Origin of the sequence: Niabella beijingensis (genome assembly GCF_020034665.1) — a bacterium.
Lineage (GTDB): Bacteria > Bacteroidota > Bacteroidia > Chitinophagales > Chitinophagaceae > Niabella > Niabella beijingensis.
Genome location: NZ_JAIQDI010000002.1, coordinates 1,982,657 through 2,005,307, shown reverse-complemented (window position 1 = coordinate 2,005,307; position 22,651 = coordinate 1,982,657). Strand labels below are relative to the sequence as shown.

The following is a 22,651-nucleotide window of genomic DNA, read 5'->3' as shown; positions in this document are numbered from 1 at the left end:
TATAATTAATGAGTTTTACCGTAGCAATAGTAGGAAGGCCAAATGTGGGGAAAAGCACGCTGTTCAACCGCTTGCTGGAGCAAAAGAAAGCAATTGTGGATGATGTGAGCGGTGTTACCCGCGACCGCCAGTACGGGATCAGTGAATGGAACGGTAAGACCTTTAATGTAATTGATACGGGAGGTTTTGTACATGGCAGCGATGACGTATTTGAACGGGAGATCGCCAAGCAGGTATTGGTGGCGGTGGAAGAGGCCAATGTCATTCTTTTTATGACGGATGCGGCAACCGGCATCACCGACCTGGACGACTCCATGGCCAAGGTTCTACGTAAAAGCACCAAACCCGTTTTTTTGGTGGTGAACAAAGTAGATAACAATGAGCGCATGCTGGAAGCCAGTGAGTTTTACAGCATGGGCTTTGAACAGATCTATTTTATAGCCTCCGCATCCGGAAGCGGGACCGGTGAACTGCTGGATGCCGTAACGGACCTGATGGTGGAGGAGACCGGTATTGACGAACACATTGCGCAGCTTCCGAAATTTGCCATCATCGGGCAACCCAACGTAGGGAAGTCGTCGCTGCTGAATGCACTGGTGGGCGAAGAGCGTACCATTGTAAGCAATATCGCCGGCACCACGCGGGATACCATCCATACCCATTATAACCTGTTCCAGAAAGAATTTGTACTGATCGACACCGCAGGTATCCGCCGGAAGGCGAAAGTGCATGAAGACCTGGAATTCTATTCCGTGATCCGTGCCATCAAGGCAATGGATGAAGCGGATGTCTGCATCCTGTTACTGGATGCTGAAAAAGGGATCACTGCTCAGGACCTGAACATCTTCAGCCTGGCTGCAAAAAAAGGAAAAGGCATTGTGCTGCTGGTAAATAAATGGGATCTGATACAGGATAAAAAAACAAATACCGCTAAGGAATATGAAGATCAGCTCAAAAAACGGCTGGCGCCCTTTAGCGATGTTCCTATTTTATTTGTTTCGGCAACAGAAAAGACCCGTATTTATAAAGCAATAGAAATCGCGCTTGAGGTGTATCAGAACCGTCAGCGGCGCATTCCCACCAATAAACTGAACGAGGTAATGCTGAAAGCCGTGGAAGCACATCACGCACCGGTGGTACGCGGGCATTCCATCAAAATCAAGTTTGTGACCCAGCTGCCTACCGTGGTTCCTTCATTTGCATTTTTCTGTAATTTTCCGGATGATGTAAAAACCCCTTACCGGAACTACCTGGAGAACCAGCTCCGTAAGAACTTTAATTTCAGCGGGGTTTCTGTGCGCCTGTTCTTTAGAAAAAAATAACAGGCCGGCGGGTTACTTTCCCCTGAACAGTGGTATAATTAGGAAATAAAAGAACGTTATGAAAAATCAATTAAAATTGACCGCTTTGGGAATGATCGTGCTTATGGCCTCCTGTAACCTGAGCTCAGGCACCAGCGGACAAACGGATGCGGATTCGTTGTCATCTGATTCCCTCTCAAAAGTTACGGACAGTACTACAAAGGCCGTTACGGATAGTGCAAAAGCCACAGGAAAGGGCATCGATAGCTCATTGAGAAGCCTTGGAGACTCGTTAAAGGCAGATCTCCGGGAGGTAAAAGACCGTTCGGTGGAACTGGGTAGCAAGGCCCGGGAAAAGGCACAGGAAGGGATCAATGCCATAAAAAATGGTGCTGAAAAAATCGGAACTGCCGCAAAGGCCGGCGTTGAAGCTGGTAAAGAAGCGTTAAAAAAATAAAACCTGCAAAACAGGTAGTTGTTGCATCCGGCGGTCTGTCCGCCGGATGTTTTGTTTTGGAACAGAATTTGTTTTAACCGCCGCAGAAGCATAAATGATCTGATATGAAAACAAATTTTTTTACAATAGTTTTTATCGCTCTCGGAGGGCTGTTTTTTACCGCCTGCAATACGGGAGCGGATGTGAAAAGCGTTGACCTCGATTCGCTCCGTGCCGATTCTGTATGGAAGGTGCGGATCGCAGACAGCATCAACCAGGCGAGGGGGATGGGGGATGTTCCCTCGGGCCCGGATACCGGCAGCGCCATTGATATTGAAACAGTAACCAGCGGGATGAAAGAAGGATTGAATAAAGTACAGGAAGGACTGGACAAAGCAAAAAAGCTGACCGACGAGAGCAGCAAGAATGCCCGGGAACTGAAGGAGGGCATCCGCAAAACATCGGATGCCGTTCATAAAACGGTGGATGAGGCCCGTAAAACCATTAATGGAGAATAGTGGTTACGCGATCTGTGCAGACAGTAATTCGATTTCTTTTTTAAACCGGATTGTCTCTTCTGCCTGTTCGTTGATGAATTGATTGTCCTCCAGTTTTCCGACAACTGCTTCCATTTCTTCTTTGGAGTCATAAACCATTTTCCGGAACGGATTCTCATAATCCTTTTCTTTTGACAGGTAGACGGATTTTTCGATCCATACCTTCATTTCTACTGCCTTTGCCAGAAGGTCCCGGAGCATTGGGGCTTCAATATCGCCCGGTTTAAAATCCGCGATCTCCATAAGCGCCCGCAGTCCATGTCGCAGTTTTAACACCGGATAGCGCAGTGCCTGATCCTGATAAAAAGCATGGATCTGTTCCCAGCCTTCGGGAAGTCTGTTGGCCTCAATATCATGCAATAATCCGCGCACCTGGTCTTCCGGGATCAGCTGCCCGCCCACATTTAACCAGGCGGTCCGTTCGCCGGCGGTTTCAAAGAGTCCCCGCACAGCGGCGCTGGTTTTATCGCTGGTTTGCTGAAGATGTTCGATCAGCCGGATGGTGCCGTAATAAGCGATCATTTTCCGGCAGATCGCATAGCCTTCCTGTACTTTGAGGAGGTGTACCGGTCTGCCGGAATTTTCAAAGCCGGATGCCCGTATTTCCAGGGTATTTACAACAGGAGCCTTGTTATCCAGCAACTCTTTTCCCTTTTGTTCATAATCCTTGTTGCTTCCGATCAGCTGGTTCTTTTTATAAAATGCCTGCCCGGTAAAACGGCGCAGCAGCTGCAGGGAATAAAAAAGCTCATTTACGGTATCCGGTGCCAGGAAATCATATTCCAGTAACTGGATTTTATCTTTTCGCCGGTCCCGGTCTGCAAACTTGCGCTCATTACGCAGGATGGCGTACATATTATACAGGAACCAGTAACCGGGCATTACCAGCAACCGGTCGTTATGCACATCATTACTGACAAGACAGAAGGGCATGGGAATATGCAGCTCGGCAGGATAGTCTCCCTTGGCGATCATGGTAAAGGAGGCAAATTTGGAATTATGTTTCAGGCTTACACAGAGCCCCGGCCAGAACCCTCGTCCAGCCTGTATTTCACCATCCGCGGCGCGGGAATTATGATTGGAGCCAATGGTGGCGCCTGCGGCGATATTGCTTTGTCCCATTACAAGGGAGGCGCATAAAAAGGAATTGTTGTGGTGCTGCTCATGCGCCGGGAACAACAGGGTGTTGAGCACCTCGCAACAGGAGATAGTGGCGTTCTCCCCCAGATAGGAATTGATAAGACGTGCGCCATATTTGAGCTGGGAAAAAGGAGCCAGGATAAAACGTACGGCTTTCACCCCGTAGAACGCGCGGCTTCCGGCACCCATAACACCGTTTACCATTTCGCATCCCTCACCAATCTGTGATTTGGCGTGCTCATTGGAATTGATGGTAAGGTTCTTTAGCTTGTTGGCACCTTTGATATAGGCATCGCTGCCGATCTTTACATCTTTTATGATATGGGTGTTTTTGATGACCGTCCTTTTTCCCACGGTGCCATAGGTGCCCCGGAAAGTGCCGAATTGCCGGTCGGTAAATTCCTTAAAGGTCTGCTGTAATTTTTCGCTGGCCCTGTATCGGGACCAAAGCCACGCGTCGCCAGGCAGCATTCCGTCGAACGGGATCACTTTCCTGCCGCCATTTTCATTACAGATCTCCAGCCAGATGCGTACGTCTTCGGATTCACCATCTTTTACAATGCCGTTGCCAAACTTGCTGTGAGAGGTGCAGGACATTTCATTTACATTGATAAGGATGGCTTCGTCTTCAATGATGTAATGACTGAGCATCCGTACATTATTAATGGCTACATTGTTACCGATATCGCAGCTCACGATCAGGCTCCGGTAAAGCCCCACGGGGGTGCGCAGCTGACTGAACTCCAAAAAATACGGTTCCAGTTTCCCGATCCGCACCAGTCCGAAAAACGTACACTCTTCGATCAGCAGGATATCGATACCTTCCCGCACAAGAACATGCGACCAGTTATCGGACCGGTTGCCGTTTGATTTGAGGATCGCAATTTCCTGCCGTGTCAATGGCCGGTAATCGGTAGCAGGGTTTTGCTGAAAACGGATATAGAACTCGTCTTTTCCTTCCGGAAGAAACTCATGGGGAATAAAATTATATCCCAGGGTTGCTACCGGGTGCTTTTTTATCAGATTCATGGTAATAGTAGGGGCTTATTCAACAGTAACGCTTTTAGCTAAATTCCGGGGCTGGTCTACATTGCAGTCCTTTGCCACTCCAATGTAATAGGAAAGAAGCTGGAGCGGAATAACGGTAAGCATGGGTGCCACGATCTCGTCGGCTTCCGGGACGCTTATATAATCATCACAAAGCGCAGCGCTGGAGGTATCGCCTTCGGTAATGATCCCGATCACCTTTCCTTTGCGGGCCTTGATCTCCTGCATATTTGAGATGACCTTTTCGTGATAGGCATCCCTGGTGGCAATAAATACCACGGGTAGCTGATCATCTACAAGGGCGATGGGGCCGTGCTTCATTTCAGCAGCGGGGTAACCTTCTGCATGTATATAAGAGATCTCTTTCAGCTTCAATGCGCCTTCCAGTGCTACGGGAAAATTGTATCCGCGTCCAAGGTACAGGAAGTCTCTTGCGTCTTTGTATTTTTCGGCGATGGCCCTGATCGTTTCATGGTGATTGAGGATCCAGGCTACCTTCTCCGGAACGGCATCCAGCTCCAGTAACAATTTTTTATACCGGTTGGAGTCGATGCTGCCCTTTATATAAGCGATCTTTAATGCGACCATGGTAAGCACTACCAGCTGGGCTGTAAATGCCTTTGTGGAGGCAACGCCGATCTCGGGACCGGCATGGGTATAAGCGCCGCCATGACTGATCCTTGCAATAGAGGAGCCTACCACATTCACCACGCCCAGGATAATGGCGCCTTTTTCTTTTGCCTTTTCGATCGCTACCAGGGTGTCGGCTGTTTCTCCGCTCTGGCTTACGGCAAGGATCACATCCCCCTTATTTACGATGGGATTGCGGTAACGGAATTCCGATGCGTATTCTACTTCCACATTGATGCGGCATAGTTCTTCAAAAATGTATTCCGCCACAAGACCCGCATGCCAGCTGGTACCGCAGGCAATGATAATAATACGGTTGGCGTTGATGATCTGTTCGGCGTATTGCTGGATGCCGGACATGGTGATGGTCTCATTGGCCGCATTCAGCCGTCCGCGCATACAATCGAAAATGGTTTGCGGCTGTTCAAAAATTTCCTTCAGCATGAAATGGTCAAATCCCCCTTTTTCAATGGCCGCCAGCTCCAGGTCCAGCTTTTGCACATAGGGAGTGATCATTTCATTACCCAAGTTTTTTAATATCAGCTGATCCGGCTTTACAATGGCCAGTTCATAATCATTGATGTAGACCACTTCCTTTGTATACTCCAGCATCGGGGAAGCGTCGGATCCAAGGAAATGCTCATTCTTTCCCACACCAATCACCAGCGGGCTCCCTTTTCGGGCCGCGATAATGGTATCCGGATTCTCGGCCTCCATTAGAAGGATCACATAGGCTCCTGTAACTCTTTTCAGCGCAATACGCGCGGCTTCTTCAAGCGTGCAGTTATTGTGCTGCTTGATATCATCGATAAAATTGAGCAATACCTCCGTATCGGTATCACTCTGGAATTCGTATCCCTTCTTCAGCAATTCGCTTTTCAGCTGGGCATAATTCTCAATGATCCCGTTGTGGATCATAGCGATCGTTCCGCTTTTGGAAATGTGCGGATGCGCATTTTTATCGCTGGGCTCACCGTGTGTGGCCCATCTTGTATGGCCGATGCCGGTGGTACCTTCCACATTCCTGGTGCCGATTTCATCTTCAAGGTCGGCTACCTTACCTTTCTTTTTGTAGATCTTAAGTTGTTCTTTGTCTAACAGGGCAACTCCGGCGCTGTCGTATCCCCGGTATTCGAGTCTTTTTAGTCCTTTCACAATAACCGGGTATGCATCCCGGGTACCGGTGTAACCAACGATTCCGCACATGATGTTTATTATTTTTTAGTAAAGAGGACGAAAGTAAATAAAATTTTGCGCAATCGATTGCGCATCTTTATTAAATTATTGTTTAAAGGAGTGTTCCCTTCAGTACCATATAGGCTACAGAAAAATAAATGATAATGCCCGTTACATCCACCAGTGTAGCTACAAAAGGAGCAGAGGAGGTAGCAGGGTCGAGTTTAAGACGTTTTAATACGATGGGCAGCATGGAACCGATCACACTTCCCCACAGCACAATACCGATCAGCGTAAAGAAAATAGTGATGCCTACCAGCAGCCAGTGCTGGCCATAGTCGTATAAATGCAGCCGCTGCCAGAGCATGATGCGCAAAAGTCCGATGGTTCCCAGGGTTAACCCCAGCATCAGACCGGAAAGTAACTCGCGGCGCATTACACGCCACCAGTCGGCAATGGTAACTTCCCCCAGGGTCATGGCCTGGATGATCAGCGTGGAAGCCTGTGAGCCGCTGTTACCGCCACTGCTCATGATCAGCGGAACAAAAAGAGCCAGCAGGGTCGCTTTCTCAATTTCCACCTCAAAAAACTGCATGGCCGTCGCTGTAAGCATTTCACTCAGGAACAGGATAATGAGCCAGCCCACGCGTTTTTTATACAGTTTAAAAAGTTTGATGTCCAGGTAGGGCTCTTCAAAAGCCTGCGTACCCCCCATTTTCTGCATGTCCTCGCTGTACTCTTCCGTTGCTACCCATAACACATCATCGATGGTAACGATACCCAGCAGCTTATTGCTCTGGCTTACTACGGGCAATGCGATCCGGTTGTTCATTTTGAACACCTCACTGGCCGTTTCCTGGTCGTCGTATGCATTCAGGGAGATCACCCGGCGCTCATCCATAAGGTCGGAGACCAGCGTATCCGCAGCGCTTAGGATAAACTCACCGATCCGGATATCATCCAGCAGTTCGCCCTTATGATTGATGATATAAATCACGTTGATGGCCTCACTGTTCTTTCCATATTTACGGATGGTATCAAAAACCTCTGCCACCGTATTGTAGGGGTACACATAAACATAATCGGGGTTCATCAACCGCCCGATGCTGTTTTCAGGGTAGCCCAGCAGGGACAGGGTGATCTTGCGTTCTTCCGGATCCAGCAATTTGATGAGCTCGCGGACCGCACCGGAGGGTAATTCTTCCAGAAAATCCGTACGGTCATCCGCCGGAAGGTCGTTGAGCAGCTCTGCTGCTTTACTGGGAGGAAGTTTATGGATGATGTCTTTCTGATTGCTTGTCTCCAGTAGTTTAAAAACGCTGGCCGCCCGGTGCATCGACATGTTTGCAATGATCTGACTGTCGAATTCCGGCATTTCGTAGATGAGGTCAACCACATCCGTAATATTCTGGGCATCCAGGAATTTCTTAATGTCCAGTTTGTCTTCCGTGGCGATGACCTCTTTAAAAGATTCTACCAGTGTTTTATCTTCCGCTTCAAAAGACATGCGTCAAACGTACATAAAATTTTTTATACCCTATTCAACAAACGGGGTGAAAAATTTTCCGTTCCGCCGCCCATTTATCCGCCCGGAAGATTTCAGGCGTAATTGGGCGGTAAAAAAGAAGTTTTGTAAGTAAAGATTTCCGATTTTTGACTATTAATTTTTTATGAAAACAGTTTTTCAAAAGACAAAACAGCCGGAGTGATTGCACCTTGTTTATATATTGCCGCAACCGTGGAAATGGGAAAGGGGGTATTTACCGGTTCGCCCGTTACCGCAGGTTCCGTTATTGAAATAGCGCCGGTGATCGTGATGACGCAGCGGGAACGGGAGTTGCTGGATCAAACGCAGCTGCATGATTATATTTTTGAATGGGGAAGCAACAGCGACCAGTGTGCGCTGGCCCTGGGATGGGTTTCCGTTTACAATCATTCCTATTCTGCCAACTGTGAATATGAAATGGATTATACTACAAATTCCATAGCGATCCGGACGGTACGGGATATTGAAGCAGGGGAACAATTATTTATCAATTATGGCGGCAGCTGGGATGAACAGAAACCGGTGTGGTTCGAAACGAAGTAGAGGGAAAGGGCCGGAAAGTGAACAGGGAATAGGGAAAAGCGGGGCTGACTGCTCAAAGCTGATGGCTTGCAGTTATTCGAAATAGATCCGTACGGTCTGGTATAAGAGCTGGTTTTGCATGATATTGGACGACTGGCTGGCCTTGTCTGAAAACCCCTTTAGCCCGAATAAGCCAGCGGCATTCCCCTTGTTGATAGCGATTTCCAGGTAGCCGGCGCTGTTAAAAAGCGCCAGTTTATCGCCTTCCCGCACATCGGCATAGGATTCTGAGATCTTATCGATCATCTCATCCCTTTTAAAAACGATCTTAAACGTGCGGCCGTTACGTTGCTCCTCGAACTGTTCCCGGGTGATATTTACAATAACGTTCTCAAAATTGTCGATAAAGATGATCTGTCCTTCGATATAATTGCTGTTTACCAGGGGCTGCAGGGGGTTCTTTTCCCTGAAATTAAAGTCGGGTATGCCGATCTTTTGTATCGATTCCCCGTTTACCAGCCGCTCCACTGTACGGGCCATTACTTCGGTTACATAGAGCGTATTCTTCACCGCCTTTTTTTCCAGCGGAACGCCGATAATGATATCGGGTTTTTCCTCCAGGATCATGCTCAGCAGCCCGTTGTCGGCACAGATGATGTACTGGTTCTTATGAAAGGCCACCAGCAGGTTTTCCGGCCGGGTGCCAAAAAGGTTCACCAGGATGAGATGGAAGGTAAATTCCGGGAAATTTTTAAAAGCCCCCCTGCAAACATAGGAGGCCTGGGGAAAATTAAAAGGGGTGATGTTGTGGGAGATATCCACCAGATGCAGGTCTGCATTTACTTGTAACAATTGGGCCTTTACCGCACCCACTAAATAATCCTGGTAGCCAATATCGGATGTTAATGTTACAAAATTCATTTCCTGCGCTGTAGATTCACTTGTTTTTTGTTACGGATATATCCTGCAAAGTAAGCGACCATTTACTATTTTATCAACTCTTTGTTTTTGAAGTAAAATTTGTGAACCAGCCTGTCCGCCAGCGAGGGGAAGAATTTATTGAGAAAAACGGTTTCTTTTCCGGTGGTCGTCATTACAATGGTTCGCTTTTTGTTTTTTATGGCCTTCAGGATCCGCAATGCTGCTTCCGCAGCGGTCATCATTTTCCCCTCATCCATGGGGTTTTCTTTTTGTTTTTCACCTTTATCATTCAGGGCATTGTCCCGGATACTGGAAGCCGTAAATCCCGGGCTCACCCACATTACATGCACATTATCGTCCTTCAGTTCTGTCATCAGGCATTCCAGGAAGCCCTGAAGGGCAAATTTGCTGGAAGAATAGCCTGTTCTTCCCGGCAGACCACGGTAACCGGCGATGGAGGAGATGCCCACAATGGTCCCTTTGTTTTTGATCAGCGCGGGCAATGCAAACTTGGTGCAATATACCGAACCATAAAAGTTGACATCCATCAGCTTCCGGATCACGCTCACTTCAAGGTCCTTAAAAAGCCCCCGCATACTGATACCTGCATTATTGATAAGGATGTCTATTGCGCCAAATACTTCAATAGTAGAATCGATAAACCGCTGGCACTCCGTTTCTATGCTTACATCCGCAACCAGCGTATGCAAAAAAGACGAAGGATGTGTTGCCTGCAGGGCATATAATTTATCATGACTGCGCCCACAGGTGGCCACTTTAGCCCCGAATCCCAGTAATATGTCTACAAGCGCCCGGCCGATACCGTCGGTTCCTCCGGTAATCACTACCACCTTATCTTTGTAATATTCGTTCATGCGCCTCTAAAATATTTCAACAAACCTACTTATAAAATATTAAAAAATAACTTTTAATGCCTGGATATATACAACCGCTATTGAAGAAAGTGCTGCTTTGGACCCTAGGTATAATTACAGGCGGAGTAGCAGGAGGTCAGTCCTGGATCCGGATCAACCAGCTGGGCTATACGGAGCAGGATGTAAAAGTGGCCGTTCTGGTATCGAAAGCTGCCATCCGCTGTTCTTCTTTTTCACTTGTGGATGCCGCTACAGGGGCGGTTGTCTTTACCGGGAACAAGGTGCGGTCATTTCCGGCTTATGCTGCTTTTAAAACAGGCTTCCGCCTGGATTTTTCGGCCTTCCGCAAACCCGGCCGCTATTATATAAAGGCAGGGGATGTGGTATCCCCTGCTTTTCCGGTCAGCAACCGCGTTTACGACGGCACCGCGGATTTTATCCTGAACTATATGCGGCAACAGCGCTCCAGATACAATCCGTTCCTGGATGACAGCTGTCATACGGCGGACGGGTTTATCGTATATCATAATGACAAAAGCAAGGATTCCACCCGGATCGATGTGGCCGGCGGCTGGCACGATGCTTCGGATTACCTGCAATACCTGCCTACGTCTGCCAATGCCACGTTTCAATTGCTTTTTGCCTATATGAAAAACCCCGGAAGCTTTGGTGATCATTATGATGCGGCCGGAAGAAAGGGCAGCAACGGTATTCCTGATATCCTGGATGAGGCGCGCTGGGGGCTGGAATGGATGGTTAAAATGAACCCCGGGAAAGAAGAATATTACAATCAGATCGCGGACGACCGGGATCACCGCGGAATGCGGCTGCCCACAAAGGATACCGTGAAATACGCGACCAATATGGGATTGAGCCGGCCGGTCTATTTTATTTCCGGCAAACCGCAGGGGCCTAAATACCAGAACAGGACCACAGGTGTTGCTTCCAGTGCCGGCAAGTTCGCATCAGCTTTTGCGCTGGGCGCGCAATTGCTGGAAGCCCGCGACCCGGCATTTGCAAAAGAACTGGCAGCAAAGGCAAAGGAGGCCTATGCCTTCGGAAAAAAATATCCGGGAAATAACCAGACGATCCCCTTCGGTGCTCCTTATTTCTATGAAGAGGATAACTATGTGGATGATATGGAGCTGGCAGCACTGGCACTTTATGGAATAGACAAAAAACAGGATTATCTGCAGGAAGCTATCGGCTTTGCCCGGAAGGAGCCGGTGACGCCGTGGATGGGGGCGGATACGGCCCGTCATTACCAATGGTACCCCTTTGTGAACCTGGGCCATTATTTTGGAACAAAGCAGGCCGTCCATTCGAAAGAGTACCTCGCCTTTATGAAGGACGGTATTGAACGCGTAAAAAAGCGTGGGGCCGGAAACCCTTTTCTGATGGGCGTTCCTTTTATATGGTGCTCCAATAATCTTACAGTAGCGATCCTTACTCAGATCAGCCTGTACAAAGAAGCCAGCGGGGATCATCAGTACGATGAACTGGAGGCGGCCCTTCGCGACTGGCTGCTGGGGTGCAATCCCTGGGGAACCAGTATGATCTGTGATCTTCCCGAACAGGGGGTTGCGCCCAAAGATCCGCATTCTGCATTTACGCATTTATATGGCTATAAGATCTCCGGAGGACTTGTGGACGGACCTATTTACGGAAGTATCTGGAATAAGCTTATCGGGATCAAACTGTACAGGCCCGATACATTCGCTGCCTTCCAGTCGCCGCTGGTGATTTATCATGATGATTACGGCGATTATTCCAGCAATGAACCTACCATGGACGGAACTGCCAGTCTGAGCTATTATCTTTCGCGGCAGCAGGCTTCTGCACATCAGGAAGAGCAATTCGTTACCGATAAGGAAGGCGCGGTTGTAGGTATCCCCGGTAAAAAAGTGTACCTGATCTTTTCCGCACATGATAACGGAGAGGGCGGACCGTACATCAATGCGGTACTGAAAAAAAATCGTGTAAAAGCCAGCTTCTTTTTTACGGGAGATTTTCTGCGTGATCCTGCTTTCCGGCCCCTGGTGTTGCAGTTGAAAAAGGACGGACATTACATCGCGTCACATTCCGACAAACATTTATTATATAACGACTGGAAGCAGCGGGATTCACTGCTCGTGACCCATGAAGCATTTTCGGCAGACCTGAAAAATGCCTATAATGAATTGCATGCCCTGGGGATTGAAAAAGGAAAATGGTTCCTGCCGCCGTACGAATGGTACAATAAAAAAATAACGGAATGGGCCGCCGGCGAGGGGCTGACGGTCATCAATTTTACACCGGGTACCGGCACCAATGCGGACTATACCTGGCCGGAGCAACCCAATTATAAAAGCAGCGGGCAATTGCTGGACCGGCTGAAACAACGGGAGGCGGAAAAAGGACTGTCCGGGAATTTCATACTCATTCATTACGGAACCGATGACCGGAGAACGGATAAATTTTATAAACACCTGGATGCGATCCTGTCATTCCTGCGATCAAAGGGCTATCAGCCCGACCGGTTGCCCTGACAAACACAGCGGATGCTGAAACATGGTCTATCGGTCAGATCGCAACATACTGATCAGAATTATAAGAAAGAATAAGGTTAGCTGAACAGGATAAAACCGGTTCATGTTTTCCCTTATGGCCGTAGTATGCTGAAGAAAGTCATCTGCGTGTGTTATAACTGCATCCCGAAGCCGGTGCCCCTGCCTGTTGCCAATAAGAAGCCCGTTTAATATTAAAGCTGCAACCAGTATCATTTTTATTTTAAACCACAACCGGCTCCACAGAACCTGTTTATCAAGTACCAATAATACGATCCCGGTAAGGATAATCGTTATGGCGCCGCTCCTTATAAATGTTCCATACCTGGCCATTAACGGTATCAGCCCGGTCGCCCGGCGCTGATCAGCGTCTGCAAGTGTCCAAAAGGTATTAAATGTGAGGCAGTCGATCATCGTGGTGCCGGCCATAACTACGATCCCTGTCACATGCAGCACCAGTATTATCCTGCGGATTAAAAGCGTATTCATAGTGGTTCATCCGTTTACAGACAGGTTCTGTTTAATTGAATTTAAAAACGCTGAGGATATAGATGATAAGGAACAGCAGCAGTTGTATCAATTGCACCAGCGCAAAATTTCTTTTAAGGCCACTCCAGTTCTTATCAGGTTGGGCGTTATCTTCTGCGATCATCTTCTTCAATCGTGTACCCAGTATACGGCGCAGCCCCAGGCCGTTGATGATGATCAGCAACAGTATGCCCATTTTTATACGGAACCAAAGCTGTGCTCCCCACAGGGCATGGAGCTTTACCATCATGGTAATGCCCGACACCAGGATGAGGAGCATCCCGATCCCTAAAAAGCGTTGCAGCGTATAGAGATAGTGCGCTAAAACCCAGCTTTTGCCGGTGTCGCCGCCATAGGCTTTGCCAAAAGCCCTGAAGGCGATGAAGTCGGTAAATGAAGTGCCGGCCATCACCGTAATGCCGATAATGTGCAGCACCAGTGCCGCCTGATAGAATGTTACACTCATAAGATATTGTATATATTATTTTTTGACAGATCTGTTTTTGATACATAACGCATGGCGAGGAATACCAGTACGAGGTCAACTGATACGAAAATAATTCTGGAAACCGGGTCGCCGCTGCAGATATGTGCGATCAGTGCGGATATCATCGAGATTAAAAAACCGGTATAGATCCAATCCTTCACCCGCACCGGAGTAAAAGGGAGTAAGAGCAGGAGGGCACCGGCTATTTTGGCAATTACCAGTTCCAGGCGGAAATAATCGGGGAATCCCAGCTTTTGCAGATCTGCTGCATGCGTATAGGAAAACCAGGCACTGAATAGCATAAAGAAGCTGATAAAGCCTTTGGCAACCCGGTAAAACAGGATTTTTTGATTTGCTTGTTTCATGATTATTACGAAAACGTAGATTTTTTATCAAATATAATTCGTTTTAAGAATAAATAAACGTTTTCGGAATATTTTTTTTATTTTTGCTCCGAAAACGATGTATTATAGTGTTATGAATAAAACGATACAACTGGTAAATCATTGGGGTGATTTTGAAATGAAACACCCGGAAGGAAGCATTGCTGACTTTTGCCGTTATTTCCTGGCGCATCAGCAGAAAGAAAAAGAGGAGGGCACTTTAGTCGGTGGGGTCGTGCCTTTTATTAAAGCGGGATTGCTGCTTAAGATAATTGGCCGCATCAGTAAACTGAATATGTCTTATGCCAATATCGCACTGGAAGGAACAGGGCTTAACCAGATTGAGGAATTTGGCATCCTGCAGACGATCAAGAAGGAAAAATCCCCCCGGAAAACGGAAGTGATCTACGCCAACCTGTTTGAACTTTCCAGTGGCACTGATATGCTGAATCGTATGCAGAAACGGGGACTGATAAAAGAACATGCGGACAAGGAAGATAAGCGCTCCAAGCGGATGGAGCTGACCGAAAAAGGTGAGAGGGCCATAAAAACCAGCACTGAAAAAATAAAAAGAAATGCGACTATGCTGCTGCATGGTCTGGCTGAGGAGGACCAGGAGCTGTGTATACAACTGTTAAAAGGCATAGAGATAAAGTTATCCGAGCAATGGCAGAAGCACAAGGGAAAATCGTTTGAAGAAATTTATGAGGAGCTGATGGAAGAAAAAGCGAAAAAGAAGAAACAGCACTGAGACGCGTCTTCCTAAACCTGGTGGTATCTATTGCCTGCTTATGCCGACCAGAAAGGGATGGGGGCCTGAAAGGACCGTCTCCGCCGGCTCAGATCATCGCGATTGCTTACTGCATACCATCATAATAATGCCCTTTTAAACAAAGCAACTTCGGACGTTTGAACAAAGCCTCCGGCTTTAACACCTGCTACTTTTGTTCCATCAATAACAATTAAAATTTAAAAAATGGAACAGAACAATTATCAGGGAGCGTTGCAAAAACCCCTGGGTTCAGGATTCAATGCCACATCAACAACCAGTGATGTAATTAACGGTATCGACCTTACCGGAAAAATTGCCATTGTAACAGGGGGGAACGCCGGTATTGGTTTAGAAACGACCAAAACCCTCGCAGGCGCGGGAGCTACCGTAGTTGTACCCGCAAGGGATAGGGAAAAGGCAAAGAAGAACCTGCGGGGCGTTGCGAATGTAGAAATAGAATCCATGGATCTGATGAATCCCGGCTCCATTGATCTTTTTGCAGAAAAATTTATAGCATCCGGCCGGCCGCTTCATTTGCTCATCAACAATGCCGGCATTATGTGGGTGCCGCTGCGCAGGGACAGCCGTGGTATCGAATCTCAGTTGGCAACCAATTACCTGGCGCAGTTTCAGTTGACATCCAAATTATGGCCCGCACTCAAACAGGCCGGCGGAGCCCGGGTCATCAACGTTTCTTCGCAGGGACATCAGTTTGCACCCTTCAATTTTGAAGATCCTAATTTTTTGAACCGGGAATATGAAACACTGCAGGGATATGGTCAATCCAAAACCGCCAGCAACCTGTTTGCATTGGAGCTGGATAACCGGGCCAAAGCATTTAACGTACGCGCTTATTCCCTGCACCCCGGCGCTATCGGCGGAACAGAGTTAGGGAGGGAAGCGCCGCTGGAGTTGTTTCAAAAAATGGGCTTCTGCGATGCGGATGGAAATATATTGCCGGAAGTAGCCGCTTCGTTAAAAACGGTTTCCCAGGGAGCCGCTACCACGGTCTGGTGTGCTACTTCGCACCGGCTTCATGATATCGGCGGTGTGTATTGCGAAGATGCCGACATCGCAGACCTGACAACCGAGGGATCCACCACCGGTGGTGTGAGATTGTACTCGCTGGATGCTGCCAATGCAAAACGGCTGTGGGCGCTGACTGAAGAGATGATCGGCTTTAAATTCGATCTGTAAAACCCGGCCGATTTGCATCATATAAACTACGATTCTTTCTATTTTTGCATTACTGGTTTGCTTACTGAATAAACGGGATCATAAAATCTTGGCGATGGAATATCAAGCAAAATATATAACGGATGATATTAAGCTTTCGTGCTACGAAGACCGGTTTTTTAAGTCGGATATCACCTTCGGGCAGCATATGCTGATATGGTTTATTTCGGGGGAGACAAAGATTATTCAGGCGGATGCGACTTATTTTTTTAAGAAAGGCGACATATTTTTAATTCCCAGGAACCAGTTATCCACCATTATCAACTATCCCAAAGACGGGCGGCCACATAAAACCGTTGTAATGCATTTGTCGGTGGAGCGGCTCAGAAATTTTTATAGAAACCTGGATGTAAAACCGAAACCGCCTGCATCCCGGAAAATATATCGTTTCATCAGTCATCCTTTATTGGAGAGCTGCCTGGCCTCACTGATCCCATATTTTGAAATGAAAGAGCTGCCGGAAAACATCGCCTCGCTGAAGATCACAGAGGCCATCAGTATTCTCCGGACGATCGATATAGGAATAGATGGTGTATTGGCTAACTTTGAGGATCCGGGAAAAATTGATCTGGCGGATTATATGGAAAAGAACTTTATGTTCAACCTCCCCCTGGAAAAATTCGGATACTTAACCGGCCGGAGCCTTACAACCTTCAAACGGGATTTTAACAGAGCTTATAATACCACGCCGCAGCGCTGGCTTACGCAAAAGCGGCTGGAACTGGCCCATTACCAGTTTGTGGAAAAGCAAAAAAGACCGGTCGATGTCTGTTATGAAGTAGGGTTTGAGAACCTGTCGCATTTTTCGTATGCGTTTAAAAAACAATATGGGTATACACCTACTGAATTATTAAATAGATTGAATATAATTAGTTGATAAAAACAAACAGATATGCCCTGGGATCCCCAAAAGTACAATCAGTTTAAGCGTATCAGATACCAGCCGTTTTTTGATTTGATGCACCTGATCGTTGAACGTAATTTAAAAACTTGTGTTGATATTGGTTGTGGTACCGGAGAACAAACAAATATCCTCTCGGAAAATTTTAGCAGCGCCACTTTTTTAGGTATTGATGCTTCGGAAGAAATGCTGGCCGGATCGAAGCAATTTGAAAGTGAAAAACTGGCATTCCGGCTATCCTCTATCGAGGCTTTTGCCGCTTCCGGTTCAAGATGGGATCTGATCTTCAGCAATGCGGCATTACAATGGGCAGACGATCACAGTACGCTGTTCCCGGCGCTTATTTCAAAACTAAACGGGGGCGGACAATTTGCCGTACAAATGCCGGTACAACATGAAAACCTGCTCAACAAGCTATTAATGAACCTGGCCCGGGAAAAGCCGTTTGTTGATTTCCTGCAAGGCTGGAAAAGAACATCCCCCGTTCTGAGCATTGATAAATATGCACAAATAATGTTCCGCGGTGGCCTGGAAGAAATTCAGATCATCCAGAAAGTCTATCCGATCATTGCCGGGGATGCAATGCAGTTATATGATTTCATCGCAGGCACAGCACTTATCCCTTATCTGGAAAAGTTATCCGCAACAGCGCAGGTAATATTCAGGGAGGAATTTAAAAAACGGATCAGTGATGCATTCGGAGATTTTCCGGCCATTTATGCATTCAAACGGCTGCTTCTTTACGGTAGAAAAAAATAAGTTTCCTCGCTGACACTTTTGAAGCGGTCAGATGGGAATAGTGCCTGGAAAGGGTCTGTTCCTCCAGGATCTCAATGCCGGTATAAATTGGGAAAAGGAACGAAAGGAGATTCAACTCAAAAACGGAAAGAAAGCGACCCGAAAAAAAAGCCTCAAATATGCTAAAGGTAATATATGACACCGTATCATAAAGTGTTGTTATTTAAATCATATTCCGGCAGTTTCTTCCTTCCAGATTTTCCATAATCCAGAGTTGCATGTTGACTTTAATGGAGGTCAAATTAATTCTACAGAAAGCTTTCGATTATTTAAAATAATTTTTTTTGATAATATTATCCATTCGTGTATATTTACTTTAATATTTAGAAAATATAAATATACTATGTAAGACAGACAGACCTGGAAACCGCTGTTTATGAAAGTTGGATTGCAACCTCAAACCTGCCAGATAATGTGCTTACGACACCAAGGGTAATTTCCAATGAATTCATAATGTATTGTTAGTTTCTGTTGCTTAAAAGTAGGTAGCTGAAAGGTGTTCTTGATTAAGCATCAAGTATCATGCGGGCGCATTTGGACTTGTAGGCGCTGTTATTGTTCTATGGGACCAAATAGGCAGTAAAAATAGGATAGTTGCCAAACTTGATGTTACAAAAGATTGTTTCGGATTCGACTAAATAGTTAAACATCGATTTAATAAAAGACACTCTGTTTATGATAATCTCTTTAAGACATTGGCTGAATTGCCATAGAATTGTGTTGGTTCTATTGATCGTACAGTTTGTATTAAGTAAGACCATTTTTTCACAGAATACGGATATTTTTAAGTCTCCAAAGATAACCCCTTCCAGTCCAAAAGCAAGTGCGTTGTATAAATTCACTGAGACTCCTTTAGATTATTCGACTGGCGCTGCCAATAAGCGGAAATGGAACAAAGGTTCAGAGTTTCAGAATAAAGAATTTAGTGATGGAAGCGGGTTAGAATGGTATGCAACACCGTTAAGAACTCTTAACCCACAAATTGGCAGATGGCATCAGATAGACAGCAAGCCCGACTATGCACAGAGTTTGTATAGTTCGATGGGCAACAACCCTATTTTATATAATGACCCATTAGGTGATACTTTAAGAGTTCAGTTTAGAACAGGCTTTTTAGGTTTAGGCAAAAAACAAGAAGTTGTTTATAATAATGGAAGTTTAACCAATAAGGATGGCGGTGCCTATGCAGGAAAAGTAAAAGGTTATTTGGGTAAAGTTGTTGGGGCATTAGGTTCGCTGAATAAGACAGCAGAGGGGAAATCAATGGTATCGGAGTTGCAAGGCTCTAATAATAATTTTACAATCAAGAATGGTTCATCCAATTCATTTACACCTTCAAATTTGACGGCTTCTTACGGAAATATTCCTTCCCTTCAAAAAGTTTCTAATAGCGCTCTCCCAACTGGTGGCAGTGGAGGAACAATAGTTTGGAACCCTGGTATATCAACAAGCGGAATGAATACCGCAGGAAATACTAATAGACCAACTTACATAGGATTAGGGCATGAAATGGCTCATGGACGAGATGCCAACCAAGGTACATTATACATTGGAAGTGATTATACAAATCCCTTAAACGGAAATTCTTACTTATCAAAAGACCAAGGGTTAAATAAATCGGAGTGGCGTGCAGTTTATTATGAAAATATAATTAGACAGCAAGCGGAATTGCCATTGCGTACACAATATGGCTTGCAAGATAACGGAGGTAGTTTTACAGGAACAGGACCTTCTTTATTAACTCCATCAGGACTTCCAATTAATTTTCCAATACAATAATCAATCTTATGCAACAGAAGTTAATTTTTATAGCGATAATGTTTTTAATCTTCTCTTTTAATTTGCATGCTCAAAAAGAAGCTACTCTTTGTAAAGGGAAGGGATATTGTGGGTATATGTTTGATACAAGCTATATTGTTTTGAAATCCATAAAAGAGCAACAAGGCAGAATTATTTTATCATGCGATGATATACATATAGCGGAAGGAATTTTAAGAGAACAACTGTTCGGTTTGAACGACAGTAAGGAAAATCAATCAAAAGGATGTCCTAATATCAATCGAAAACTTAGTAAATATTGCAGGCAATATTTTGGCTTTATCAATACTAAAGGAGAAAAGATAGTCTGGATAAACATGTTTTGGAATAAAGATTTAAGAGGTAGAGCGAAGTATGATTTAATCAGTGTTAATGATGGTTGTAGCTATTATTGGAATGTAGAAGTTAACATAACGACGAAAAATCTCTCAAACCTTCAAATAAATGGTAATGGATAAAACAAAAAAGTGCCGGACGTTTACAGGTCAGCGATATTTTTTTATAGAAGTCTTTGGGCTTTTCATTTATGGAAATCTAGACTTTGAGTTTAAGCGATGGCCAGAATTTTGTTTCAACCAGCCACATTTTGGGGGCGAAGGTTTTATGACTCTTGCACTTGATAGAAAAATACCTGGAACGAACTTAGAGAAGATTGCTCAGTATGATCATAGCCGTCCTGGAGGAGTTCATTATCCATCTGCCTTAGTTCCTGAAGGTATGAATGTAAATAGAGGAGGGGATATGGGTTTTGTAAAAGACGTAGTTAAATATTCGCCATCAGCTAAGTTTAATGTTTACACCTGAGATGATGAACAGTATACTCCTTTTCGCAGTACTGATACTCAACCAGATCTCGAAAACATAATTATTATTAGTCGGCAAAAAAAAGTAGCATGAAAGCATTAATACTTTGTTTTTTTTTATGTCATTGGGATTCTTTGAAACCGAGCAAATTATTGATAGTTCAAAATGTCAAAAACAGAAACTGCCGGTTTATAATGCAATTAATTGTATTGATAATTTGCTTAAGGAAATAGTAAAGGCAAATCATAAATTTTATAAAAGCAGTCAAGATTTCTATTCAATGTCGTTTAAAAAGAAGAATAATAAACGATATATCGTTATAGAGGTGGGACAATATAAATCTTCTAATGCCCTTGACTATATCGGAGCGATAAAAATTAATAATGCCATTTTTTTATGCCGTGGCGATATCACCTTAGATACCATTTTTCGACGAATAGATCATTCTTTTATTAATGTTTGCCTGAAAAAATCCTCAAATCCAGCAAGTTTTGATTTTGGTACTGAGCCTAGTTTAAGAGGACAATATCAAGAATGCTTAGGGATTGACATAAGTCTGGAAGTTTATACAAAGGCTGCATTGCCCGGTTATAAAATGGAGGAGCGTAATCAATATAAGGAAATGGAAAAATAGAATGAGTATAGCTCTATTCAATTATTTCATTTGTAAATAAAACAAAAAGGCTACAGGAAGAGACGCATTATTATCCGTTTTGTCTAACAAAAAAAATCTCAGTTTTCAAAAGCAAAAGTATCAGAATATATAAAGATGTTTAATGGTATAGAGCAAGCCAAAGAACTGGCCCTGAACTAATATGATGCTTTCTATCGAACACTTGATCCACAATTGAACGGCTGGTGGCAGATAGATCCCAAACAGATTATTCCTTACTTCCGATGCCTATGCTTCTATTTCAACAACGAGCCTCAATGTTGACATTATATATATTGCAAGCAATAAATTAAATTACTTATGATTAATAACTGTCTGATATTATGCTTGATATTTGTTTGCTCCTGCTCTGTCGCCCAAAAACAGATCGTAGTTTATCCGCCGCATATCCTAATTACAAATAGTAAACAAGAATGTGGAAGCATAGAGGTAAAGAACAACGGCCGGCCAATTGGGTACATTGTAAAACCTTTTATTGGAGATACGCCTGATAAAGAAAATCAAATTACTGTTTTTGAAAAATTGTTGCATACTACCCATGATAATTTTTACAATAAATTTTACAGAGTTTATACATTTATTAGTAATACGAAAGGTGAGCAAACTTTAGAAGTAGTAATGTTGACAAACAAGCAAACCACTTTGATTTCCGATTGGAAATGTGAATTACAAGATGTGGATACTTATATGTTGGGTCGTAGGAATACTTTCTCTCCTAAATACCCTCAATTTTTCACCTATATCTGTTCAAAAGGTAGGTTTAAAACTATAAATGACCCAGACTGAAATTTGGTTTCAATTTTACAAATAGAGAAAATTAAATTCACGTACAGCAACTGGCGGTTGAAGCCGTACAGGAAATGCGTATTAAACACCGATGGGAAGAGCTGGATAAAGAAAATGATGCCATCGCGGAGGCTAAAAAAAGTAAGGGACCGTATATCCCGGAGCTTTTGTCCAATGTAGACTCGCCCAAGCAGTTACTGGCCCGCAGCCGTTATCTGCTGTTCAAACATAAAGCTGCCTGGACATCATCCCAATTACATCGGGCCCGGCTACTATTTGAACGCTATCCAGCTATTGAAAAAGTCTATAAACTATCAAAAAAACTAAGTGATATTTTTTCCAACTGTACTGATAAAATAATCGCATTTAAAAAGCTGGCGCTCTGATATAATGAAGTTGAAACATCCGGGTTAAAAGTGTTCCGAACGGTAGCCAGGTCTATCGAAACCCACCATCAAAGTATCCTTAATTACTTTGGTAACCGGAGTATCAATGCTGCTGCCGAATCCTTTAACGCTAAAATCAAAGCCTTCAGAGCCGCTGCAAGAGGCGTAAGAGATATTAACTTCTTTCTTTTCAGACTCGCAAATATTTATGCTTAGTCGCTGCATTCCCAAAATATTCAACCTGATCCGTTTAATGTCTGTTTGGCACCGATTTTTTCAGAAAGTCAATTAAATCATTTATTTAAACGAAAGAAGCACTCAATAATGAGTGCTTCTGTGAACCCCTTGGTACAGAACTCGAACTCGCTATTAGAAGATTTGC

General features: G+C 44.8%; 22 protein-coding genes and 1 pseudogene. 15 read left to right on the top strand and 8 right to left on the bottom strand.

Annotation, left to right across the window (positions count from 1 at the left end):
• Positions 1-8 precede the first annotated feature (8 nt).
• From der to K7B07_RS24490, 3 genes are all read left to right on the top strand, one after another.
• A complete protein-coding gene (der, locus tag K7B07_RS24500) occupies positions 9-1,322 on the top strand; it encodes a ribosome biogenesis GTPase Der (protein ID WP_223713181.1) in 1,314 nt (437 codons plus the stop codon).
• Between the two features lie 58 nt (positions 1,323-1,380).
• Positions 1,381-1,758 carry a hypothetical protein gene (locus K7B07_RS24495; protein WP_223713180.1) on the top strand — a complete coding sequence of 126 codons (378 nt, stop codon included), beginning with the start codon at positions 1,381-1,383 and terminating at the stop codon, positions 1,756-1,758.
• A gap of 104 nt (positions 1,759-1,862) precedes the next feature.
• Positions 1,863-2,255, top strand: coding sequence for a hypothetical protein (locus K7B07_RS24490; RefSeq protein ID WP_223713179.1), 393 nt, complete (start codon positions 1,863-1,865; stop codon positions 2,253-2,255).
• Between the two features lie 3 nt (positions 2,256-2,258).
• Here K7B07_RS24490 and K7B07_RS24485 read toward each other — a convergent pair whose 3' ends face one another.
• The 3 genes from K7B07_RS24485 to mgtE all read right to left on the bottom strand — a co-directional run bounded on the left by K7B07_RS24485 (position 2,259) and on the right by mgtE (position 7,794).
• The gene (locus K7B07_RS24485) at positions 2,259-4,463 is read right to left on the bottom strand and encodes a DUF4954 family protein (RefSeq protein WP_223713178.1); all 2,205 of its coding nucleotides are present in this window, start codon (positions 4,461-4,463) and stop codon (positions 2,259-2,261) included.
• Between the two features lie 15 nt (positions 4,464-4,478).
• On the bottom strand, positions 4,479-6,317 hold the full coding sequence (gene glmS, locus K7B07_RS24480; protein ID WP_223713177.1) for a glutamine--fructose-6-phosphate transaminase (isomerizing): 1,839 nt from the start codon (positions 6,315-6,317) through the stop codon (positions 4,479-4,481).
• Positions 6,318-6,399: 82 nt separating this feature from the next.
• A complete protein-coding gene (mgtE, locus tag K7B07_RS24475) occupies positions 6,400-7,794 on the bottom strand; it encodes a magnesium transporter (protein WP_223713176.1) in 1,395 nt (464 codons plus the stop codon).
• Between the two features lie 198 nt (positions 7,795-7,992).
• Between mgtE and K7B07_RS24470 the strand changes: the two genes are divergently transcribed.
• Positions 7,993-8,376 (top strand): SET domain-containing protein, encoded by a 384-nt coding sequence (locus tag K7B07_RS24470; protein ID WP_223713175.1) that lies wholly within the window; start codon positions 7,993-7,995, stop codon positions 8,374-8,376.
• 72 nt (positions 8,377-8,448) lie between these two features.
• On the opposite strand, the gene K7B07_RS24465 is transcribed toward K7B07_RS24470, so the two are convergent.
• Complete coding sequence (locus tag K7B07_RS24465) at positions 8,449-9,276, bottom strand: SAM hydrolase/SAM-dependent halogenase family protein (RefSeq protein ID WP_223713174.1); 828 nt, start codon at positions 9,274-9,276, stop codon at positions 8,449-8,451.
• 65 nt (positions 9,277-9,341) lie between these two features.
• Positions 9,342-10,151, bottom strand: a complete 810-nt coding sequence (locus tag K7B07_RS24460) for an SDR family oxidoreductase (RefSeq protein ID WP_223713173.1) — start codon at positions 10,149-10,151, stop codon at positions 9,342-9,344.
• A 56-nt stretch (positions 10,152-10,207) separates the two neighbouring features.
• Between K7B07_RS24460 and K7B07_RS24455 the strand changes: the two genes are divergently transcribed.
• A complete protein-coding gene (locus K7B07_RS24455) occupies positions 10,208-12,679 on the top strand; it encodes a bifunctional glycoside hydrolase family 9 protein/polysaccharide deacetylase (protein ID WP_223713172.1) in 2,472 nt (823 codons plus the stop codon).
• 27 nt (positions 12,680-12,706) lie between these two features.
• On the opposite strand, the gene K7B07_RS24450 is transcribed toward K7B07_RS24455, so the two are convergent.
• Genes K7B07_RS24450 through K7B07_RS24440 form a run of 3 tightly spaced genes read right to left on the bottom strand, consistent with a single transcriptional unit; the run spans position 12,707 to position 14,077 of the window.
• Positions 12,707-13,186, bottom strand: coding sequence for a hypothetical protein (locus K7B07_RS24450; RefSeq protein WP_223713171.1), 480 nt, complete (start codon positions 13,184-13,186; stop codon positions 12,707-12,709).
• Positions 13,187-13,217: 31 nt separating this feature from the next.
• Entirely contained in the window at positions 13,218-13,691 is a 474-nt protein-coding gene (locus K7B07_RS24445) for a hypothetical protein (protein ID WP_223713170.1), read from the bottom strand.
• Positions 13,688-14,077, bottom strand: coding sequence for a DoxX family protein (locus tag K7B07_RS24440; protein WP_223713169.1), 390 nt, complete (start codon positions 14,075-14,077; stop codon positions 13,688-13,690). The genes K7B07_RS24445 and K7B07_RS24440 overlap by 4 nt, the downstream gene beginning before the upstream one ends.
• A gap of 112 nt (positions 14,078-14,189) precedes the next feature.
• Here K7B07_RS24440 and K7B07_RS24435 point away from each other — a divergent pair, with 112 nt between their 5' ends.
• From K7B07_RS24435 to K7B07_RS24390, 10 genes and pseudogenes are all read left to right on the top strand, one after another.
• Entirely contained in the window at positions 14,190-14,846 is a 657-nt protein-coding gene (locus K7B07_RS24435; protein WP_223713168.1) for a MarR family winged helix-turn-helix transcriptional regulator, read from the top strand.
• A gap of 225 nt (positions 14,847-15,071) precedes the next feature.
• Complete coding sequence (locus tag K7B07_RS24430; RefSeq protein ID WP_223713167.1) at positions 15,072-16,064, top strand: SDR family NAD(P)-dependent oxidoreductase; 993 nt, start codon at positions 15,072-15,074, stop codon at positions 16,062-16,064.
• Between the two features lie 94 nt (positions 16,065-16,158).
• A complete protein-coding gene (locus K7B07_RS24425; protein ID WP_223713166.1) occupies positions 16,159-16,980 on the top strand; it encodes a helix-turn-helix domain-containing protein in 822 nt (273 codons plus the stop codon).
• A 15-nt stretch (positions 16,981-16,995) separates the two neighbouring features.
• Positions 16,996-17,763, top strand: a complete 768-nt coding sequence (locus K7B07_RS24420) for a methyltransferase domain-containing protein (RefSeq protein WP_223713165.1) — start codon at positions 16,996-16,998, stop codon at positions 17,761-17,763.
• 714 nt (positions 17,764-18,477) lie between these two features.
• Positions 18,478-19,581: a M91 family zinc metallopeptidase gene (locus K7B07_RS24415; protein ID WP_223713164.1), complete on the top strand. Its 1,104-nt coding sequence runs from the start codon at positions 18,478-18,480 to the stop codon at positions 19,579-19,581.
• 8 nt (positions 19,582-19,589) lie between these two features.
• On the top strand, positions 19,590-20,078 hold the full coding sequence (locus tag K7B07_RS24410; protein WP_223713163.1) for a hypothetical protein: 489 nt from the start codon (positions 19,590-19,592) through the stop codon (positions 20,076-20,078).
• A complete protein-coding gene (locus K7B07_RS24405; RefSeq protein ID WP_223713162.1) occupies positions 20,071-20,424 on the top strand; it encodes a hypothetical protein in 354 nt (117 codons plus the stop codon). The genes K7B07_RS24410 and K7B07_RS24405 overlap by 8 nt, the downstream gene beginning before the upstream one ends.
• Positions 20,425-20,542: 118 nt before the next feature.
• Positions 20,543-21,058 carry a hypothetical protein gene (locus tag K7B07_RS24400; protein WP_223713161.1) on the top strand — a complete coding sequence of 172 codons (516 nt, stop codon included), beginning with the start codon at positions 20,543-20,545 and terminating at the stop codon, positions 21,056-21,058.
• Positions 21,059-21,397: 339 nt separating this feature from the next.
• Positions 21,398-21,883 (top strand): hypothetical protein, encoded by a 486-nt coding sequence (locus K7B07_RS24395; RefSeq protein ID WP_223713160.1) that lies wholly within the window; start codon positions 21,398-21,400, stop codon positions 21,881-21,883.
• Positions 21,884-21,957: 74 nt separating this feature from the next.
• Positions 21,958-22,485 (top strand): annotated as a pseudogene (locus K7B07_RS24390) (ISAon1 family transposase).
• The last annotated feature ends 166 nt before the right edge of the window (positions 22,486-22,651 follow it).

Bases quoted from the DNA above. Each gene is read 5' to 3' on its own strand.
- K7B07_RS24405 (WP_223713162.1), top strand. From the start codon at position 20,071: ATGGATAAAACAAAAAAGTGCCGGACGTTTACAGGTCAGCGATATTTT.
- K7B07_RS24400 (WP_223713161.1), top strand. From the start codon at position 20,543: ATGTCATTGGGATTCTTTGAAACCGAGCAAATTATTGATAGTTCAAAA.
- K7B07_RS24440 (WP_223713169.1), bottom strand. From the start codon at position 14,077: ATGAAACAAGCAAATCAAAAAATCCTGTTTTACCGGGTTGCCAAAGGC.
- K7B07_RS24495 (WP_223713180.1), top strand. From the start codon at position 1,381: ATGAAAAATCAATTAAAATTGACCGCTTTGGGAATGATCGTGCTTATG.
- K7B07_RS24455 (WP_223713172.1), top strand. From the start codon at position 10,208: ATGCCTGGATATATACAACCGCTATTGAAGAAAGTGCTGCTTTGGACC.
- K7B07_RS24450 (WP_223713171.1), bottom strand. From the start codon at position 13,186: ATGAATACGCTTTTAATCCGCAGGATAATACTGGTGCTGCATGTGACA.
- K7B07_RS24420 (WP_223713165.1), top strand. From the start codon at position 16,996: ATGCCCTGGGATCCCCAAAAGTACAATCAGTTTAAGCGTATCAGATAC.
- K7B07_RS24465 (WP_223713174.1), bottom strand. From the start codon at position 9,276: ATGAATTTTGTAACATTAACATCCGATATTGGCTACCAGGATTATTTA.
- mgtE (WP_223713176.1), bottom strand. From the start codon at position 7,794: ATGTCTTTTGAAGCGGAAGATAAAACACTGGTAGAATCTTTTAAAGAG.
- K7B07_RS24425 (WP_223713166.1), top strand. From the start codon at position 16,159: ATGGAATATCAAGCAAAATATATAACGGATGATATTAAGCTTTCGTGC.
- K7B07_RS24430 (WP_223713167.1), top strand. From the start codon at position 15,072: ATGGAACAGAACAATTATCAGGGAGCGTTGCAAAAACCCCTGGGTTCA.
- der (WP_223713181.1), top strand. From the start codon at position 9: ATGAGTTTTACCGTAGCAATAGTAGGAAGGCCAAATGTGGGGAAAAGC.
- glmS (WP_223713177.1), bottom strand. From the start codon at position 6,317: ATGTGCGGAATCGTTGGTTACACCGGTACCCGGGATGCATACCCGGTT.
- K7B07_RS24490 (WP_223713179.1), top strand. From the start codon at position 1,863: ATGAAAACAAATTTTTTTACAATAGTTTTTATCGCTCTCGGAGGGCTG.
- K7B07_RS24395 (WP_223713160.1), top strand. From the start codon at position 21,398: ATGATTAATAACTGTCTGATATTATGCTTGATATTTGTTTGCTCCTGC.
- K7B07_RS24415 (WP_223713164.1), top strand. From the start codon at position 18,478: ATGATAATCTCTTTAAGACATTGGCTGAATTGCCATAGAATTGTGTTG.
- K7B07_RS24435 (WP_223713168.1), top strand. From the start codon at position 14,190: ATGAATAAAACGATACAACTGGTAAATCATTGGGGTGATTTTGAAATG.
- K7B07_RS24485 (WP_223713178.1), bottom strand. From the start codon at position 4,463: ATGAATCTGATAAAAAAGCACCCGGTAGCAACCCTGGGATATAATTTT.
- K7B07_RS24410 (WP_223713163.1), top strand. From the start codon at position 19,590: ATGCAACAGAAGTTAATTTTTATAGCGATAATGTTTTTAATCTTCTCT.
- K7B07_RS24460 (WP_223713173.1), bottom strand. From the start codon at position 10,151: ATGAACGAATATTACAAAGATAAGGTGGTAGTGATTACCGGAGGAACC.
- K7B07_RS24445 (WP_223713170.1), bottom strand. From the start codon at position 13,691: ATGAGTGTAACATTCTATCAGGCGGCACTGGTGCTGCACATTATCGGC.